At 56.3% G+C, this 17,874-nt stretch carries 15 protein-coding genes and 3 pseudogenes; 15 read left to right on the top strand and 3 right to left on the bottom strand.

All coding sequences use genetic code 11. From position 1 onward, the window contains the following. Positions 1–113: 113 nt before the first annotated feature. Positions 114–1,499 (bottom strand): B12-binding domain-containing radical SAM protein, encoded by a 1,386-nt coding sequence (locus ACIK7D_RS23075; protein ID WP_400157454.1) that lies wholly within the window; start codon positions 1,497–1,499, stop codon positions 114–116. A 44-nt stretch (positions 1,500–1,543) separates the two neighbouring features. Between ACIK7D_RS23075 and tmk the strand changes: the two genes are divergently transcribed. The 6 genes from tmk (at position 1,544) to ACIK7D_RS23045 (ending at position 8,254) form a co-directional block, all read left to right on the top strand. Continuing rightward, entirely contained in the window at positions 1,544–2,155 is a 612-nt protein-coding gene (tmk, locus tag ACIK7D_RS23070) for a dTMP kinase (RefSeq protein ID WP_400157453.1), read from the top strand. A gap of 426 nt (positions 2,156–2,581) precedes the next feature. Further along, on the top strand, positions 2,582–3,877 hold the full coding sequence (locus ACIK7D_RS23065) for an SIR2 family protein (RefSeq protein ID WP_400157452.1): 1,296 nt from the start codon (positions 2,582–2,584) through the stop codon (positions 3,875–3,877). Continuing rightward, a complete protein-coding gene (locus ACIK7D_RS23060; protein WP_400157451.1) occupies positions 3,874–5,892 on the top strand; it encodes an ATP-binding protein in 2,019 nt (672 codons plus the stop codon). The genes ACIK7D_RS23065 and ACIK7D_RS23060 overlap by 4 nt, the downstream gene beginning before the upstream one ends. Continuing rightward, a complete protein-coding gene (locus tag ACIK7D_RS23055; RefSeq protein ID WP_400157450.1) occupies positions 5,892–6,233 on the top strand; it encodes an exonuclease domain-containing protein in 342 nt (113 codons plus the stop codon). The genes ACIK7D_RS23060 and ACIK7D_RS23055 overlap by 1 nt, the downstream gene beginning before the upstream one ends. A gap of 151 nt (positions 6,234–6,384) precedes the next feature. After that, positions 6,385–6,993 (top strand): hypothetical protein, encoded by a 609-nt coding sequence (locus tag ACIK7D_RS23050; RefSeq protein WP_400157449.1) that lies wholly within the window; start codon positions 6,385–6,387, stop codon positions 6,991–6,993. Between the two features lie 151 nt (positions 6,994–7,144). After that, positions 7,145–8,254, top strand: a complete 1,110-nt coding sequence (locus ACIK7D_RS23045; protein WP_400157448.1) for a hypothetical protein — start codon at positions 7,145–7,147, stop codon at positions 8,252–8,254. A gap of 413 nt (positions 8,255–8,667) precedes the next feature. Here the strand turns inward: ACIK7D_RS23045 and ACIK7D_RS23040 are convergent, their stop codons facing one another. Then, on the bottom strand, positions 8,668–9,693 hold the full coding sequence (locus tag ACIK7D_RS23040) for a LacI family DNA-binding transcriptional regulator (protein WP_400157447.1): 1,026 nt from the start codon (positions 9,691–9,693) through the stop codon (positions 8,668–8,670). Positions 9,694–9,857: 164 nt separating this feature from the next. Here ACIK7D_RS23040 and ACIK7D_RS23035 point away from each other — a divergent pair, with 164 nt between their 5' ends. From ACIK7D_RS23035 to ACIK7D_RS23000, 8 genes and pseudogenes are all read left to right on the top strand, one after another. Further along, positions 9,858–10,805: a dihydrodipicolinate synthase family protein gene (locus ACIK7D_RS23035; protein ID WP_175416920.1), complete on the top strand. Its 948-nt coding sequence runs from the start codon at positions 9,858–9,860 to the stop codon at positions 10,803–10,805. Between the two features lie 179 nt (positions 10,806–10,984). Next, on the top strand, positions 10,985–12,370 hold the full coding sequence (locus ACIK7D_RS23030; RefSeq protein ID WP_400157446.1) for an MFS transporter: 1,386 nt from the start codon (positions 10,985–10,987) through the stop codon (positions 12,368–12,370). A 561-nt stretch (positions 12,371–12,931) separates the two neighbouring features. Next, positions 12,932–13,606, top strand: a complete 675-nt coding sequence (locus ACIK7D_RS23025) for a hypothetical protein (RefSeq protein ID WP_400157445.1) — start codon at positions 12,932–12,934, stop codon at positions 13,604–13,606. Positions 13,607–13,798: 192 nt separating this feature from the next. Further along, positions 13,799–13,963: pseudogene (locus ACIK7D_RS23020) on the top strand (Ku protein); the annotation flags it as partial. Between the two features lie 151 nt (positions 13,964–14,114). After that, positions 14,115–14,378: pseudogene (locus tag ACIK7D_RS23015) on the top strand (ATP-dependent DNA ligase); the annotation flags it as partial. A 174-nt stretch (positions 14,379–14,552) separates the two neighbouring features. After that, positions 14,553–15,029, top strand: coding sequence for an Hsp20 family protein (locus ACIK7D_RS23010; protein WP_400157444.1), 477 nt, complete (start codon positions 14,553–14,555; stop codon positions 15,027–15,029). Positions 15,030–15,100: 71 nt separating this feature from the next. Then, entirely contained in the window at positions 15,101–15,400 is a 300-nt protein-coding gene (locus ACIK7D_RS23005; protein WP_137454907.1) for a DUF982 domain-containing protein, read from the top strand. Between the two features lie 10 nt (positions 15,401–15,410). Further along, positions 15,411–15,686, top strand: coding sequence for a hypothetical protein (locus ACIK7D_RS23000; protein WP_400157443.1), 276 nt, complete (start codon positions 15,411–15,413; stop codon positions 15,684–15,686). Between the two features lie 239 nt (positions 15,687–15,925). Here ACIK7D_RS23000 and ACIK7D_RS22995 read toward each other — a convergent pair. Further along, a pseudogene (locus tag ACIK7D_RS22995) lies at positions 15,926–16,234 on the bottom strand (ATP-dependent DNA ligase); the annotation flags it as partial. A gap of 701 nt (positions 16,235–16,935) precedes the next feature. On the opposite strand from ACIK7D_RS22995, the gene ACIK7D_RS22990 reads away from it, so the two are divergent. Next, on the top strand, positions 16,936–17,871 hold the full coding sequence (locus ACIK7D_RS22990; protein ID WP_400157442.1) for an energy transducer TonB: 936 nt from the start codon (positions 16,936–16,938) through the stop codon (positions 17,869–17,871). The last annotated feature ends 3 nt before the right edge of the window (positions 17,872–17,874 follow it).

Raw genomic sequence — 17,874 nt, 5'->3', positions numbered from 1 at the left:
AAGTTGTGTAAACCGCGGATACGGAATTAAAATCCGTCTAAGGTTGCTGCCGTATACGAGCCGAGGTAACGGGCATCGAACACCCTCAGTCGGTCGCCCATATCGCCAGTTACTCACGCGGGCTCCAAGGCAAAGGGTAGCCGGGCTGGGTCGGCAGCCGCTACGTCCCTATCGAAATCGGCGCGGCCGTAGTTCCGTGGATAGTAGCTAAAACTTTTGAGCTCGAAATAGGAATTAGTATCCATAAATCGACGAGAAAGCGAAAGGCTCGCGGCCTCGGCCTCCTCAGCGTCGAAGTGCTTGCTGAGGTGCAGCAAGGTGATGCCGGTTGCTTCGGCGCTTGCCGGGTCTACGGGCCTAGCCCCGCGTTCCATCCAGTCACTCAGTAGCGGGTTCGCGGTTTTCGGTGGCCCGTAGGCAATGACCGGGCCTACGGAGATGCCTGTGATCGCCGAAGCATGGTTGTCGAGCCATGCCGATGTTTCCTCAAGAGTCTGCTGCGTTTCACCCGCGTAGAGCAGCACATTCGTTTTAACCCGCACGCCGTGTTCGCTGCACGCCTCGATGAGGTCAGATGCACGCCTTAGGTACCTGTCAGGATCACGGGACTTCGCCATGGCCAAGATTTGGGCCGGAGACGCTGTCTCAAGCCCAAGGTCTATGACTTTCAATCCGGCCTGCGCCAGCGCCGCGACCGTTTCCGGTGTCATGGCATCAACTCGGGTGTCCGTCCGCCATTCGATGCGGAGCCCCAAACGCTGGACGGCGAAAGCGAGGCGCTCGCTCCATTGGCGGCCGGGCGCGAACATTGACGCCTGCAGGTAAGGGTGAATCTCAGCTCCGCGGTACTGCTCTTGGACGAGAGCCATCGATGCGGCGAGGTCATCAGGATCGCGCAGCTTTTCCAGCGGAATATCGCGCTCCTCGCAAAAGACACATTTCATGCCGCAACCGCGAGAGGCCTCTAAGCTAGGCTGATACCGCTCGTAGCCGTCCACGAGCAGATGATTTAAAGTGAACCCGGGTGTCGGCGCCGAGAGCCTGCGAAGGTCGGGGTTCGCGCTCAAAAGGCTTTCGACGATGGGTTCGCCAAGCCCCTCGACGAAAATGTCGGCTTCGGGCAGCTTGGTTCGCAACCACGTGACATCAGGCCCGACCACCCACCGGCCTCCCACGACTATGCGACAGTCGGGGTCCGCCATCTTTGCGAGGGCGCAGAAGGCCTTGGCCCAGCCGAGGGCGTAGAAGCTCGGGATGGAAACCATCAGTGGAAAGGACGAGGGCATTGCCCCCATCGCTAAGAGGCGATCCATTGCCGCAGCCGGCGTGTCATGCTCCCCATGAAGTAGAAGCGTTTCATAGCCCTTAAGTTGCAACATCGTTGCCAACGACAAGGCGCCGTAGTTAAGGTAGAGCTGTCGACGGGCTAGCGAATGGTCGCGCTTTTTAGGGGCGGACATACCCGCGGAAACAAAGACAACAACATTTGATCGAGCCATGAATTGCCTTCCTGCGGTGCCAGCTAGTGATATAGGAGTTCAACTTGCCGTTTGTAAGTATTGAGGGAATCGACGGCAGCGGAAAATCCGTTCAGGTCAAACGCCTTGTCGAGCGCTTGCGTGTGGAAGGCAGGAGCGTCGTGCAAACCAAGGAACCCGACGGCGGCCGGCTCGGAAAAGAAGTCCGCGCCATCCTGACCCACGGCGACCGGCAGCTGGAGCGTGTGGAGGAACTGCTGCTGGTCAATGCAGCACGGTACGATCACGTCCAGAGTGTGATCCGCCCGGCTTTGGCCCGCGGCAACTGGGTCGTCTCGGATCGCTACTTCGATTCGACCTACGCCCTGCAAGTCGTCGGTGCGGCCGAGGATCTCAGACCTCTATTCGACGCCACCCTGCACGCAGTTGTCGGTGACGCACGCCCGCATGTGACTATCATACTAGATTTGTCACCAGACAGGGCAGCGGCACGCAGGACAATCCGGAATGACGGTCCCGGTGATCCGGCTGAGGACAGGCGCAACTTCGTACAGATTGCAGATGGCTTCCGTTCGGCCGCGGCGAACGACCCCGACCGCTGCCATCTAGTGAATGCTGACCGCGCCGAGGAGGAGGTGGCTGCCGATATATGGTCGAGAATTACACCACTACTTTAGAGTGAGAGGCACGCCAGTTTTTTCTAAATTCGAGGGTGCGACCCGTTCCGGAATGAAGCCTCGGATACCCTTGAAAGGGTTGCAGAAGTGGGTTGCATTTTATTAGCGATGGATTGCAAATGGCCCCTAGGTCCAGTGGGCCAGTCAGACTGGAAAGCCAAGCATCAGTATGTGTCGATCGGTTCTGGCAGCGAAGGGGGTGAGCGCTTCCAACTCGCGGATGCTCTAATAGGCCGTGCGTAGAGAGTTCGCGTCATTTGCGGTCATTGTGGACGCCAAGATGCGAGCGTGCGTTTCTACGGTCGCGAAAGCTTTTTAGGTTTCCGGATCAGCCGATGAAATTGTTCCGGCCGATGGCGGATGTTGAGGCATTTTTTAAACGAGGGGGTGTTCGTGGCGGATTCCGATGGAGAAGAACCTGAGAAATTGACGTTCAAATTTCTGCGGGGCGTCGAGGCAGATGCCGGTGAGCTTGAATGGCCAGCCGGCGCCGATGTCGTCAGGAAAGCGTTGTCGGAATCGCTGAACGCAAAGAATGTGGCGTTCCTGCTTGGCGCAGGATGCTCGTCGTACTATGTCAAGGAAACTGACGATCTGCTCGGCGATGACTGGCGGGAGGTTGGCATCCCAACCATGGCCCCGCTCGCCAAGGAGTTCACGAAGGCGCGGGCCGCTGACGAGGCGGGGTTCCCGACTGCCGCCGAGCGGAAAGCTTTTGCCGACGAGTTCGGGATCGATATTGCGGACAAGGAATATTCCCGCAACCTTGAACGTTTGATGGAACTGCTGTTCAGCCTTCGGTTCACGCTCTCACGAAGCACGCTTCCCAAGGCAAAGGACAATCTGAAGGTCGTCAATTCGATCATCCAGAAGGTGCAGGCTTTCCTCTGGGACAAATGCACGAACGGAGCGTTCGCCAATGGCGACCACTCCGTCGGAGTGCTCTACGAGACCTTCTACAGAAAGCTGGTTCTGCGCGACCGCTCGCTGCCGCGTCCGTGGATTTTCACCACCAACTACGACCTTTTCAACGAGACGGCGATGGACCGGCTCGGCCTGCCTTATGCCAACGGCTTCTCCGGCGTGGTTGAACGCCGCTTCAATCCGGCGACCTTCCGTTACGCACTTGCCGAGCAGCTCGATCTGACCAATAGGAAATGGTCGGCTGTGGATGGCTTCGTCTATCTCTGCAAGATTCACGGGTCGATTAGCTGGACCGAAGACGATCACGGCCTGTTCCCGATCCGCGAAACGGCTGTCTCGAAAGAGCAGGAACCGGGAAAGGTGATGATCTATCCCACCCCTGCGAAGCAAAACTCCAGCCTCGGATCGCCCTATGCCGACCTGTTCCGCGAGTTTCAGTCGCGGATCGTGAGGGAGCAAAGCGTTCTCTTCACCATGGGATATGCCTTCGGCGACGAACACATCAACAATATCATTTATCAGGCGCTCACCATACCGACGTTCCGCCTGGTAATCTTTGTCGATCCGACGCTGGAGGGAGAGGTGGCCAAGCTCCGCGCCCTGAACGATCCCCGCATCTGGATTATCGGTGGCAGCGGTCCGGAAACCGACCGCAAGGCGCATTATTTCGATACGATCATTGAAGAGTTCATGCCCCAGCGGCCGAGCGAGCGCATAGACGATGCAATTCGGAAAGTGCTGGAGGCGATGTCCCCGAAGAAGGCTGAGGCTCCATCAACAGATGGAGACAGCGAATGAGCCGAGACGACCGCAAACGCGCCATCGGCAAGGTTGTCTCCGTCGCGGCCGACCGCTTCGTCGTCGAGATGCACGCAGGTACGGATAATTTCACCGTCGTCGGGTTCGATGACGTCCACTATGTTGCCCGTCTCGGCTCGTTCCTTATGATTCCGGTTCAGACGGAGTATGTCGTGGTGGAAGTTGTCGGCCTGCGAGAGCGGGACATCGCCGGCGCCGGACGTGGCGAGGGGGAGCTGGACAAGGCGGCGTCCGCGAAATATCTCGACGTCGTGCCGGTCGGGATGCTCCCGCAAGACCGGAGCGCGAAGTTCCGCTTCGGTGTATCCGTCTTTCCGTCGCTCTACGCAGATGCTCTCTATGCTCTTGATGCGGAGCTTGATCGCGTTTTCGAGACCGACAAGCCGAGCGAACCCGCTGCAGGTCTCAATGGTGTGCCGCTAGTACCCGAAGATGCGACGCGCTTTCGCGCCATGTCGATCGGCCGCTCTGTGGTGTTCGAGGGTTATGATGTCAAAGTCCGGATTGACGACTTTTTCGGCGGCCATACGGCTGTCCTTGGTAATACCGGGAGCGGCAAATCCTGCACCGTGGCCTCGGTACTCCAGTCGTTGTTCGACAAGGCGGACGAGTTCCATGCCCGAGGGGCGACGTTCGTGGTTTTCGATGTGAACGGCGAATACGCTAATGCGCTGATGCCGCTCGCCAAAGAGAACGGCGTTGGCGTCGCCCATGTCGTGCTTGACGGAACTGCGAATAGCGGGAAATTCCGTCTCCCGCACTGGTTCCTGGAACAATCTGAATGGGAGCTGCTTCTGCAAGCCAGCGAGCGAACGCAAATTCCGGTTCTTCGTACAGCTTTGGGCCTGACGGGGCTGTTTCGGGAAAACGCTCCGGAAGCCTTGGCGATCAAGGAGCACTTTATCGCCACCTGTGTCATTGAATGCTTCAGGGGTGCCGATGGGGACTCGCCCGTCGCAAAGTTTCAACGCGTCGTATCGTTGTTGCAGAAGTATCCAACGAAACACCTGAACACAAATCTTCTCCAGAAATATGGAGCAAACTACCAGTACGGAAATTTCGCCGCGGGAAATCTGGCTCCATTTCTGGATGAAGTTCGCAAAAAACTTCGGGAGGATGTTGATCTGCCGTCCTACAAGCGGACGCCGTTCACGTTCGATGATCTTGAAGAATGCTTGGATTTTGCGATCCTCTATGAAGAGGCGCATGGAAACAGGCAAATTCGTGATTACTGCTCGCAGATGTTTACCCGGTTCAAGTCGCTTCGCGATAGATCCGAATATGCCTTCATGCGTTACGACATCAAACCGGGCGAAACGACCCCGACAATGGAGGCTTTCCTCGAACAGTTACTTGGGCTGTCAAAAATTGGCGAGCATTGGAAAAAACGCAATCAGATCATCATAGTGGATATGAACGCTGTCGAGGACGAGGTGGTCGAACTCGTTTCGTCGGTGCTTGCGCGCATGACATTCCGGTTGCTTCGGCAAGCCGAGCCAAGAAACCGTTTCCCTGTTCACCTCTTGCTTGAGGAGGCCCATCGCTACATCTCCGAGACTCCCTCGAAATTTGCGATCGACGCCAGCAAGATCTATGAACGCATTGCCAAAGAGGGGCGAAAATACGGGCTTTTCCTGTTGGTCGCCTCGCAACGACCAAGCGAACTTTCCAAAACTGTTCTCTCGCAATGCTCGAATTTTGTGATCCATAGAATCCAGAACCCGGATGACCTTTCGCAGATCCGGCAGATGACGCCATTCATTTCCGAAGCGGTCCTGAAGCGTTTGCCGTCGTTGCCGAAGCAGCACGCGCTCGTGTTCGGAACATCGGTGAACCTTCCGACCACCTTCAAGGTGCGGGAAGCAAAACCGCTTCCGAAAAGTGATGACGCGAAGATTGGGGAACTCTGGTTCCACGAGGAGGGGCGTGCAGCTCAGGTTCGGATCGCTGTGTCATCTGTCCAGAATGTCGGTGCAAGGGGCGTATTCGACTGATGATCGATGCCCCAAAATTGGAAGGGTTAGCGGCGGCGCAAGAGGCCAGCTCAGACTATCGGGTACTACGGCGCCTTCGACCGCGAAGGCCGGTGGAAGGATACGACGCTGCGGAGACGAGCCTGGGCTTAATGGTCGACGTCGAGACGACAGGCCTCGATCCCGATCTGAACAAGATTATTGAGCCGACAATCGTACCTTTTCGACGTGGGCTGGACGGGATGAGTGGGGGGCCAAGAGCCCTTCGACCGTCTCCGCGGCCTACGAAGCCGATTTCACCAGAAATCACGACGTTGACCGGTATTTCTGACGCCATGGTGGATGGGAAGGGAAGTCGATAGGACGTTCGGGTGAGACCTAAATTTTACCGCAGCGTCACCATTCCCGCTGCTTTCCGATAAATCACGCGCTTACAGCGCCTTGGATCATCCAACGAGCTGGTCGGCGGTTCATTTCTTTTCAGCCGCAAACAAACGAATATTGGAGGTTTCAATGGTTACCTGGGCGACAATCGGTTTTCAAATGGGCTTTCGAAGCATCGAGCGGGCTTACCAGGAAAGCCGGAAAACATTCGAGCGAGAGAAAGAAACGGTGAAGGTCCAGATGGACGAGATTCAAGCGTCCATAGCGGCCGCTTCAAACGATAACGAAGAGCGGGATTACGTCGATCACTTGATCGATCTTGACTGGGAAGCCGAGCAGTCGTTGAAAACGCTGCGAGAAGCGTTTGCGATGATGATCTATCATTTCTGGGAAAACCAATGCCGCACCAGTTTGGGTGGCAAGACGTTTAAAGAATGGGTCGGCCTTGCAAAAGCTCGACCTGAGTATCAATTTGACGAAGCTGGCTTGGACCGGCTGAGGATGATCGTGAATTGTGTCAAACATGGTGACGCAAAGCAGGGCAAGCGACCAAGGCTCCTTGATGTCGCGCCAGAGCTGTTTGATGCATCGCTCGTGCAGACGGCCACAGAGGAAGACGACTTTCGTATTGCTTTGAAGCTGCGCGATGAGGATGTCACGACCGCCTTCGCGCTGGTAAGAGCGTCGGGGCCTCGGTCGGAATACTCAGACGAAGGATTTGAAGAGGTTGAACTGTGACCTTTGTGGATCAGGTGTGGTTTTTACTCAATGCCTGACCCTATTGCGTAGCAAGGTTGTCCCATAACGGATTTCCGTAACACCTTTTATGATGTATTCATCTTCATGAGCTAAACACCGGGTAATCATTCCGTAAATACTGTCCAAAAGTATGTCCATCGAAATCGAATGCAGCGGATTCACCGGCTCACTTAGCATATTGAATGGTCGCAAACGCCTTCGATGTTCGAAATGGAAGCTGTTTTTAGCGGCTTTGTCATGCGGTTATGACGGTTTTTTCAAAAACTTCGGTCCCGATTGGGCACGTAGGGTGATCCATATCGTAGGAAATGTTCTCCCATTCCTGGACACGCGTCCTGGCGGCGCTCTGGCGTTGTCGAGCTACTACTTCGATGTGGACAATAGCGAAAGCAAGCATGCCGCTTACTATATCGGACAGGGCTTCACCAAGCTATTTGCTTGCCAGATGCTGAACGCTCCTAAGGTTGTGCACGCATCGCGATCAGTTTGGCTGCCCGCAGTCGGTCCGGCACTCAAAGCTCCGCTGCTTACAGTTGGTCGGCAGGAGGCTGACCTATTCGCATTCGGTCCCGGCGGCATTCATGTTCTGGAATCCAAAGGTCGGTCAGTCCGAAACGGAGCGGGCCGCTTGACAGCCTCCACCATGAATTCCGCCATGAACGACGCCATGGCGCAGGTTTCTGCTATCAACACGGTGAATGGTCTTGCGCCGACTTCCAGAAGCGGATGTGTTTGGACGTTATGCACAAGCGGTATTAGGGGTGACATCCAAGACCCGCCAGGTGCTGGGTGGGATGCGACTGTTGCTCCGGCCGAGATCCTGCGCAGTAATTACGCACTGTTTCTGGAGGCCGATCAAAGTCGCTTCAGAAACGACCTGATAGAGGGCTACTCGCTCATTGAGCTTCCCGGTTTAGCGAATTCGGGCCTGTATGTCGGCATCTTCACCGAAATTCTGCAAGCCGTCTCAAGCGGCCCTGTTGCGATTGAAACCGTGATGTCGTTGGCATCAAGCCAGCTGACCAGATTGTCGCAGACCGGAGCCATCGAATATCTTGAGGACGGTACGCTTATCTTCGGCTCAGGCAGGCGAGATTTCTTTACGGAGGAACAACTTCCCCCAGAGGCGACTGACATCAAAGACGTTGTTCAGCAGAAGCTGAAAGAGGAATTTAGCTGGCAGACTGCTTTAACGGCCGACAAAGAGCGGGAAACCGTGAAAATCTATCTCACTGAATGAGGTCCTCCTGGTGTTCGATGAGGAATGAGAAAGGTCAGAAGACGGGCTGAGAGCCGCCGCGAAGTGGGGCATTCATACTGCGGGACTCCTTTTGCTTAGTCCCTTGCGGCGCTCGAAGGATGGATCACACCTCTGATCCTGTTATCTTCCTGAAATTGCACGATATTTTTAACCATTTCTCTTAACGCTGGTTCATATCCGTTCAAGGTGAAGAAGACGTCAGCTATCTATACCATCCTGATGCCTGCCGCACAGAAGACATCGCGCCGGCGGTGGCGTCATGTCGCCTCTGCGCCGGTCGAAATCAAAGCAAGTCAAGCGGTTTTTCCGTCTCGAGCATTGCTCAGCTCCCCTGACCGGCTTCAGCGATCGCCAAACCTTTCGCCCTTGCAGGCAAAACGTGTCTGCCCGAACTAAACGTGGAGCCTTGCTGTCGATTTGCGCGGGATCAAAGTTGGGGCTGACACGAGAATTTGGTTTTCACGGACGGCAGTTGTATGTGTGAGCAAGTCGAGTGCGTTGGCCGCGATCTGATCAAAGGGAACGCGCAGTGTTGTGAGTGGTGTCGAGAGATGGCTGACGATCGGGATATCGTTATAGCCGACCAGAGAGACATCATCAGGCACAGAGAGCCCCATCGTGTTCAATGCCGAGAGCGCGCCGATCGCCGTATTGTCGTTGACGGCAAAAATAGCACTCGGTCGATTGCCAAGTGCCATGAGCTTCGCGACTGCCTCTGCTCCGGACTGGATACTGAATGTCGACGGGACGATCAGGCCGGGATCGATCGCAATCGATGCCTCTTCAAGGGCCTGGCTGTATCCGTCGACGCGGCCGGTCGCGCTGGACGCATAGTGCGGACCTGCAATCAAGCCTATCCGCTCATGCCCCAAGTCCAGTAAATGACGCGTCGCGAGATAGCCGCCGAGCCGATCATCGCCCACGGCAGACAGGCTGTGGTGATCCGTTCTCAGCGCCAATACAAAGGGGACTCCCCGTTCTCTCAGTTCATCGGGGAAACTATCGTCATCGCGCGCGGTGGATAATATCAACCCATCCACACCTCGATTGAGAAGCGACTCAGCTGCCAGGCGGTCCGCCTGTGGTTTATCCTCGGTCGTCGCAACGATGGCAAACCGTCCGGTCCGGGCGCAGGCTTTGACGATTGCCTCATACAGCATCGCCATGACGGTATCCGTTAACCGCGGAACGATGACGCCGATCGTCATAGTGCTACCGCGCCGTAGGCTGGCAGCCGAAACATCCTTCACATAACCGAGTTCCGCAGCAATCTTGCGCACACGCTCGGCAGTTTCGCTGTCGGACCGCGGCAGTCGCTCGTCAAGGATGCGCGAGACAGTCGATTTCGACACTCCCGCCGCAGCGGCAACACTGTGAACGGTCACGCGCGGTTGTCGAGGACGCTCTTTTGATTCCATTGTCTTTTTTCCATTCCACGTCGGTTGCCGGGCGCACGCCGAATACATTGCACGAAAAACGCGGTTGACTCCAGAACAATTCAGATCGATAACGGGAACGTTCCCATTAACGATCCCGTCTGCTGATCGATTAAGGACAGCAGCTGATAAGGAGGAGAAATCAGATGCAACCCATGGATCTTCGTGGCCTCAGCCCGGCACCCGTCACCGCTTTCACGCGTGATGGTGAGGTCGACTACGCAGCCAATGCAAAAATCGCCAAGTGGCTTGCCTCGATGGATGGCGTAAAGAGCCTCGTCATTCTCGGCCATGCCGGCGAAGGCACGTTCCTGACTGAAGACGAGCGCCTGGAACTCATCCGCATTTACGTTGATGCTGTTGGTGGTTCGCTGCCCATCATCGCCGGTATTACCGGGGAAGGTACGCGGGTGGCTGCAGCAGAAGCCAAGAAGTGCAAGGCTGCTGGTGCCACCGGCGCGCTCGTTTATCCTAACCACGGCTGGCTTCGCTTCGGTTTCCAGAAGGGTGCACCACAGGACCGTTACAAGGCGATCTGGGAAGAATCAGGCCTGCAGGAAATCCTGTTCCAGTATCCGGATGTGACCAAGGCGTCCTATGACCTGGATACGCAGCTGGCAATCGCTACCCAGCCCGGTGTCGTGGCGACGAAAAACGGCGTGCGCAATATGAAGCGCTGGTATGTCGAAATCCCCGAGCTGAAGAAGGCCAATCCGAACCTGCAGGTCCTCAGCTGCCACGACGAATGGCTTCTGCCAACGATGTTCGATGTCGACGGCCTACTCGTCGGCTATGGCAATATCGCGCCCGAGCTTCTGATCGATCTGATCAAGGCGGGCAAGGCACAGGACTATCCGCAAGCGCGCAAGATCTTCGAACAATTGCTGCCGGTGACCCGTGCGGTCTACCACCGTGGTTCACATATGGAAGGCACTGTCGCCCTGAAACTCGGCCTCGTACACCGTGGGGTTCTCGATCATGCGACGATCCGCGAGCCTTTGAAGAACCTCGGCGAAAAGGCGGAGCAGGAAATCTTTGCTGCCTTCGAGGCCGCCGGCATCGGCCGCGTCGAGCAGTTGCTGGCCGCTGAATGATCTTTTGCCGCCCCTGCATGCGCTCGGGGCGGCAAGCCAAAGGGGCCGGCCTGAGCAAAGCAGCAGGTCCGCACCGGAACAAGTTTATCTCTGACAGGAACGCCGAAACATCGTAGCAACAACGCAGGGAGCGTATCCGTAGCCGGGAGCGAGAAAGGCGACGGGTCGAGGAGGAAATCATGAATATCATGCAGCCACAGATGGCTGACGCGACGGCTGTTGCCGATCCGCAGGCCGACATCAGCGCCCGACTGGAGCGCCTTCCTATCACAAGAGAAGTTTTTTGGGCCCGTAACATCGTTGGAGCGGCGACGTTCTTCGACGGCTATACGGTGATCGCCATAGCCTACGCGATGCCTGTTCTGGTCCGCGAGTGGGGGCTCACTCCATCTCAGACAGGAATGATCCTGTCGATGGGATATCTGGGGCAACTCATCGGCGCCATCCTGTTTGGCTGGCTCGCGGAAAAAATCGGTCGGCTCAAAGTCCTGTTGTTCACCATTCTCCTGTTCGTCAGCATGGATGTTGCCTGCCTCTTTGCCGCGGGCGCGGGCATGATGATGGCGTTCCGCTTCGTGCAGGGGATAGGCACCGGCGGCGAAGTGCCCGTCGCCAGCGCCTACATCAACGAGTTGATCGGCTCGAAAGGCCGCGGTCGCTTTTTCCTGCTCTACGAAGTCATGTTCCTGCTCGGGCTCGTCGGCGCTGGTCTGATCGGCTACTTCATGGTGCCGGTTTATGGCTGGAAAGCAATGTTTGTCGTCGGTCTGGTACCTGCCATTTTGATGATCCCATTGCGCTGGTTCCTGAAAGAATCTCCGCGCTGGCTGGCGGCGACCGGGCGGTATGACGAGGCCAACGCCATCGTGACACGTATGGAAGAAAGCGCTCGAGCGTCGGGAAAAGAGCTTCCCGAACCTCGGATCATCGCAACGTCCGTCAAGCGCAAGTCCGATTGGAGGGAACTCTTCCAGGGAATCTATCTGAAACGCACCCTGTCGATCTGGGCGATGTGGTTCTGCGCCTACATGGTGGCGAACGGGACGATTACATGGCTGCCGACGCTCTATCGCCAGACTTTCAATCTGCCGCTTGAAACAAGCATTCTGTATGGTTTCATGACGTCTGCAGCGGGCGTTGTGGCCGCCGTAATTTGCGCATTGCTAATCGATCGGGTGGGCCGTAAGCGGTGGTATACGGGTGCGCTGCTTCTTGCTCCGGTACCTCTCGTCATTCTCGCGTGGCTTGGTGCAACATCGCCGATGCAGGTCGTGATCCTGGCCGGCCTTGCCTATGCGATCGTGCAGACGGTGACCTTCTCGCTGTATCTGTATTCGGCGGAAATCTACCCGACGCGGTTGCGGGCTATCGGCACAGGGACGGGCAGCGCCTGGCTTCGTCTCGGCTCCTCCGCCGGCCCGATGCTTGTAGGCTTCTTGATGTCCTCCATGGGCATCCAGTATGTGTTCGCGACGTTTGCCGCCATTCTGGTCATTGGTGCCGTTGTGACAATGCTGTTTGCGGTGGAGACCAAAGGCAAGGTTTTGGAGGAACTCTCCCCATAGGAGCGAAGCGGAGCTTCCTCACCGGCTTTCCGACCGCCCTTGGGTCACCCGAGAGGCGGTCGCGTTTCCACTACTGTGACGTCATTTTGTTCCTGCTGCGGACCTCTCATTTTTTCGCAAGGAACTGAGGTGGCATTTTAACAGTATAAAACTGCGCACGGAGAAGGAGCGACACTAACTGTTTTCCCCGCCTTGCCGGCCTGCCGGGGGTGGAAGTGGACGCGTTTGGATGCCAAAAGCTGATCTGCCGATGAACGTGTTTGATCAAACTCGTCAGGTCGGCGGGTTCGCCTCTGCTTTGTGGATTCGGTGAAAAAGCGGGTCGTACCTTCGAATTTGTTCAACTGCAAAACGGTTTGGCTAGGTTGATGGCCCGAAGCGAAGAGCGTTCTCTCAGAAAGCACTGACGTTGTTCGCTAGATAGAGCACGCTGATCAAACGCGCATCACGGCTCATGGACAGGCCCTTCGACGAAGGGTAGATTAATTTGGTATCCCCTCCCAATGGTCGCAAAGTCTGCTCACCTCTCAGGAGAGATCGGCGATCCTCGCTCGAGGTCAGATGGTAACCGCGATCACCAGCATGCGTCAAAAAACCCCCACGAGATCGGCGATCCTCGGAATATTTCTTTCTGGATTCGCGTCAGCAGCACTTGCCCCATATCAAACGCTCTTAGCGCTTCAAACTTTCGGGCTTAACGTTGAAACTTACTCGCTCCTGCTCGCTATCAATTCAGGCGTCGCCGTATTAGTCGCAATCTCTATCGGATCTTTGGCTGATAGGTATTCGCAACATCGTGCGACTTTCCTCAGATTGAGTGCGGCATTGGGCGCGGCGGCCTTTCTCCTTATCTTCCTTTCTCGATCGGACTACTTCTTTGCTGTCGTGTTCATCCTGATCCTTCCAATTCCAGCGACCCTACCTGGACAGAACTTTGCAATCCTACGCGAGCAGATATTGAGCCTCGCAGCAGAACGACGTCCATTCCTCCTTGCTGCTGGCCGGGCGTCGTCTTCGTTAGCATGGACGATGGCGCCTGCTTTAACGGCTTTCCTCTTATGGCAGGGCGCGACACTGGTGTCGCTCACTCTCGTCTCCGCAGCGTGTTATGGAATTTTGGTCTTTCTCATATCGGGCTCCGCAAACCCGATCCGCAGCGATCGGTATGGTGACGGAACAACAATCAAAGGGTTACTATCTCGGACCACAATCGCGCCCCTTGTCGGTGAAGCTTGAGGAACTGACTATGCCCAAGAAAATTTCGGCCCCCTCCAAAACGATTGCCCCTAAAGAGCAGCCTGCCCGCCGTTCCGACGACCGGGTAGCGCCTGCCGAGCCGGACGATCACCAACATCCGCCGCGAGATACAAGAGAGACGCCGGCTCCGAACCCAAACGACAAAGGGCTTCCGAACAGGGCACCCGAATAGTACGAGATCGGCTGCTCGACATCATCGCCGCCAAGAAGAAGGCGATGAAGACGCCGGCCAAGAGCAAGCCATCCGCGCCAGCAAAATCGACGCCCAGAAATGTCATCAACATCATGGATGCCTTGACGAAGTCGGTGGCAGCAGAAAGCCGGCCCGGCAAATGAGACAACGCGCCAAACCACTGCTACAGGACGGTAGTCTTTCCGCTAAATCGCGGCTGCTCCCAAGCGCGACCCGGCTCAACCGAATCTTCCGTTGGATACGATGCCCGAGCGCCTCGGGCCGTGCCTCGCGCTGTTGAGGACGGCGCCGCCCACCGGTCCTGATTGGGCCTATGTCGGCGCCGTCGGCGCGGGCTTCAAGGAAGAGGATGCAGCCTAGCTGAAGAAGATGCTCGACACACTGAAGACACGGACACCAGCCGTGCCGCTTAAAGGTAAGAACTACGTTTACGCGCAGCCGACCTTGATCGCGGAAATTGAATTCCGCGGCTGGACCGACGACGGCAATTTGCGACACGCATCTTACAAAGGGTTGCGCGAGATCCAGGACAATGCCGCTGTTTATGACCTCAACTGAGCAAAGGGTTTCAGTGCGTCGGCGAGGTCTTAAATTTTTTCGGCTGATGCTCTTGAATCCTAAATTCTCAAAAACCAAATCGATTGCCGCCAACCGCTGATAAAGGGCTGGCCTTGCTGGGAGCGCCGCCTTTCGGCGCTCCCGTACCCATGTTGCTTCAAGGAGGATATGGCTATGGCAACATCTTACGACTACGCACCTCTCTTCCGCTCCAGCGTCGGCTTCGACCGGGTGTTCAATCTTCTCGAAAACGCTCAGCGCGCCCGTTCGATCAGCGACTGGCCGCCCTATGACATCGTCAAGATCGGTGACGATAGCTACCGGATTTCGATCGCGGTCGCAGGTTTTGCCCAGGATGATCTCGACATCACCTTCCAGTCCAATCTGCTGACGGTCACTGGCAAGAAGCAGGAGGCGGCATCCGAAGGTTATCTGCATCGCGGCATTGCCGGCCGTCCGTTCGAACACCGGTTCGAGCTTGCCGACCATGTCAGGGTGAATGGTGCCGATTTGAACAATGGTCTTCTGTCGATCAATCTCGTTCGTGAGATCCCCGAGGCCTTGAAGCCGCGGAAGATCGACATCCAGACCCAGCCGGCCCTCGTGCAGTCGACCGCGCCGGTGCAGATCGAAGCGCAAAAGGCTGCCTGACCGAAACTTCGGAGAAGGGCGTCGCGCGCAGCGGCGCCCGTTAACATCACGGGTTGGGAAGGAGAGAGACAATGAAACCCGATATGTTCAGACAACCAGTTACCATCCTTGTCGGCCTTGGCTTCCCAGCTGTGGTCAGGAGCGTCATGGATGCCTACCGGCATCTTGCCGAATGGCCAGCATCGTTGCGTGACACGGCACACTCGATGGCGCTGAAAGCCTGTAGTGCGGCACTGCGCGGCGAGATCGAAGCGGAGACCGCGCGCGGCCTATTCGCCGCTTTCGCTGAAAAGCATGATCTGCTGGCGCCGGAGAATGATGCCATCGCGGCATCGCACCTTCGGCGGGACAAAGATCCACACGTTCGATAGAAAGGCCGACATGCACGAGATGTTACAGCAGGCCGTGAGCAATGCCGCGGCGATGGGGCCGGCGGTCCTGCTTCAGGGGATGCAAATTGAGCGGCCGATCGATGTCGTAAAAGCGACTGCTCTCACCGCACACGACAAGCGGACCATCCTGGCGGCATGGGCCTCGGATTTCTACGCGGTCGATTCGAAGCCGTTGTTCCGCCATATTCCCGGAACACCGGAGTCGGTTTCCATCGATGAGGTTCAGGCTGCCCTCCAAGAACTTGATCGACGCTACGGCTTCTGATCTCTGGCTTCTCAGGCAGCCTGTTTCATCGACTTCGCCAGCCGCTTGATGGCCTGCTCCAACGAACGCTGGCCATCGCAATAATCCTGTCAGGCGCTCGTATTTTGGAGGAGCGCCTGTACTGTGCGGTGAAGCGTTTCGGATCGAGATCGGTCTTCACCTGGGTCCAGGTCACGGCATCGATACGGTAGCACCCGGCCGCGCACGCGGCGACAACGGCGTGACCGCCATAGCCATCCGGTCATTGCCGGCGACGCCGGCTTTTCTGCCTCGACTTCGGCTGCAGGCTTGTCTTCGCGCAGCCGCTTGAATGCCGCCTGAGGCACCAGTCCGTCCGCCGTTCAGCCGGCAAACTGGATCTCGGCGACCAGTTCGGGTTTGACCCAGACGATGTTGGAAACCTTCTTCGGCGCGCCGATGCCCGCGAACGGTGATTTGGCGGCTTCGATCTTGCGGAGCCTTGGCAAGATTATATCGACCGTTTTGGCACCGTAGCCGGTTCCAACCCGGCCCACATACACGAAATGATTACCTCCGAAGACGCCGACCGCTGCTCATTCCGCGGCAGGCCCTTCGTTCTAGTCCTGCACAAGTGCGGCTCAATGTGGAAAGGTATCGGCTGCCACGGATCAGGCATTGACGACCTGTTATGTCCTTATCACGCGCGGAACGTTTTCAGCGAAGCTTGCGCTCTGATCATTTGCGCCACCCGTCGGAAGTTCAGCTCACTCGCGCCGTCCTGCGAATAACGGGGTCGCCGGTTCGATAGTGTTCAAGAGCTAATTGGATGAGAGTCGTTTATCCGTGAACCAAAGTGCGCCGGATCGTAAGCTGAAGTCCGGACTTGAACTTTTGGACACCCGGCGTGATTGTGAGAGACGGACAAATCGGAGAAAAAACTCTCCGGTTCTAACTTAATCGGTGTTGGAGTTTACATGATCAGAAAATCGATAATGGCTGTATCGCATGCGGTTCTTGCCGTACCCAATCCCCTCCGCGCCCAGCGACGATGAGCGGACGACGAAGTAATTCTACGCTTTCGGTCGTATCGATGCCCTCTACCAACCATGCAGCAAAATAAGGGAAATGCCGCATTGGTTTCCTGTGTTGTAGCTGCCCGATGGAAATTTCGCACAAGGATATCTCGCTTATAGCCTCGGCCACTTCGAGGCCGAGGCGAGCGCAGAAGTCTGTGAATGATTGGGCATGAATTGACAAAACTGAGTTCTAACAAAGGCGCGAGACGATGATGCCAAAAATGCAGATTGTATTAGGGCTCGTCGTGGCCAGTGTTGTGGCGCTATCTGGACTGGCTGCACCTGCTATAGGTGCTTCGAGTATTGAACAGGGGATAGATTTACAGTTCACGCCACCGAAGGGTCTTTGTCAGGTCGATCCGTCACGCTCGAAAGCAGACCAATACCTTTGGACTAGTCTTCCTGATAAAAATACGGCCGAATTGACACATACATTGTTTGTCGATTGCCTTCCGCTGGAACAGGCGCGGAAAGGTGATTTTTCGGGTAAAATGCCAACGAATGTGATTTTTCTCGCAGTGATTCCGCGTACAAAAGACCAGACACCTCCCATCCCATACAATCTGAAAGATTTGGTGTCGGCTTTGGTAGCGAGGGACGCGCCGCGTTATAAGGACGCAAAGCCGTTTTTTGGGTCGCGGAAAGAGACAGCCGACGTTTTCGCATTACTCGGCAGCGACGAAAACGGCGTGTATTACGGCATCCGAAAATTTGACAAATCCGGCAAGGAAATGGGAGGCGGCATTTCGATTTACACGATGATCGAAACATCCCCCATCCTCATCTGGGTGCTCGCTTTTGAAAACACGATTGATGAAGCCAAGTTTGACACGGCAAAGCAGCTGGCCGCACAATTACAGGCTGAAAACAGCCGCCCCGTAAGAGTAAATCTAAAGGGTCTGCCGCGCTTGGCAAAAAAGGTACAATCCTGCCTCAACGTGCCCGCAGGAGTAGGGGGAAAGGCCGTTGTTTCATTCAAAATTAACGAGGCGGGCGCTCTCGAAGGAACGCCGGTGGTTATCGAGCAGGGTGGTGGCGAAGCAAGCGAGGTCATTGGTAAGGCAGCGATAAGGGCGCTTCAAAAATGTCAGCCGTACCTGGAATTCGGTTTGCAAGGCCAATTTCATCTCCCGTTTGTAATTCAATAGGTG

Origin of the sequence: Agrobacterium sp. P15N1-A (genome assembly GCF_044626815.1) — a bacterium.
GTDB classification, from domain to species: Bacteria; Pseudomonadota; Alphaproteobacteria; order Rhizobiales; family Rhizobiaceae; genus Agrobacterium; species Agrobacterium leguminum.
This window is presented reverse-complemented; position numbering and strand designations above follow the sequence as displayed.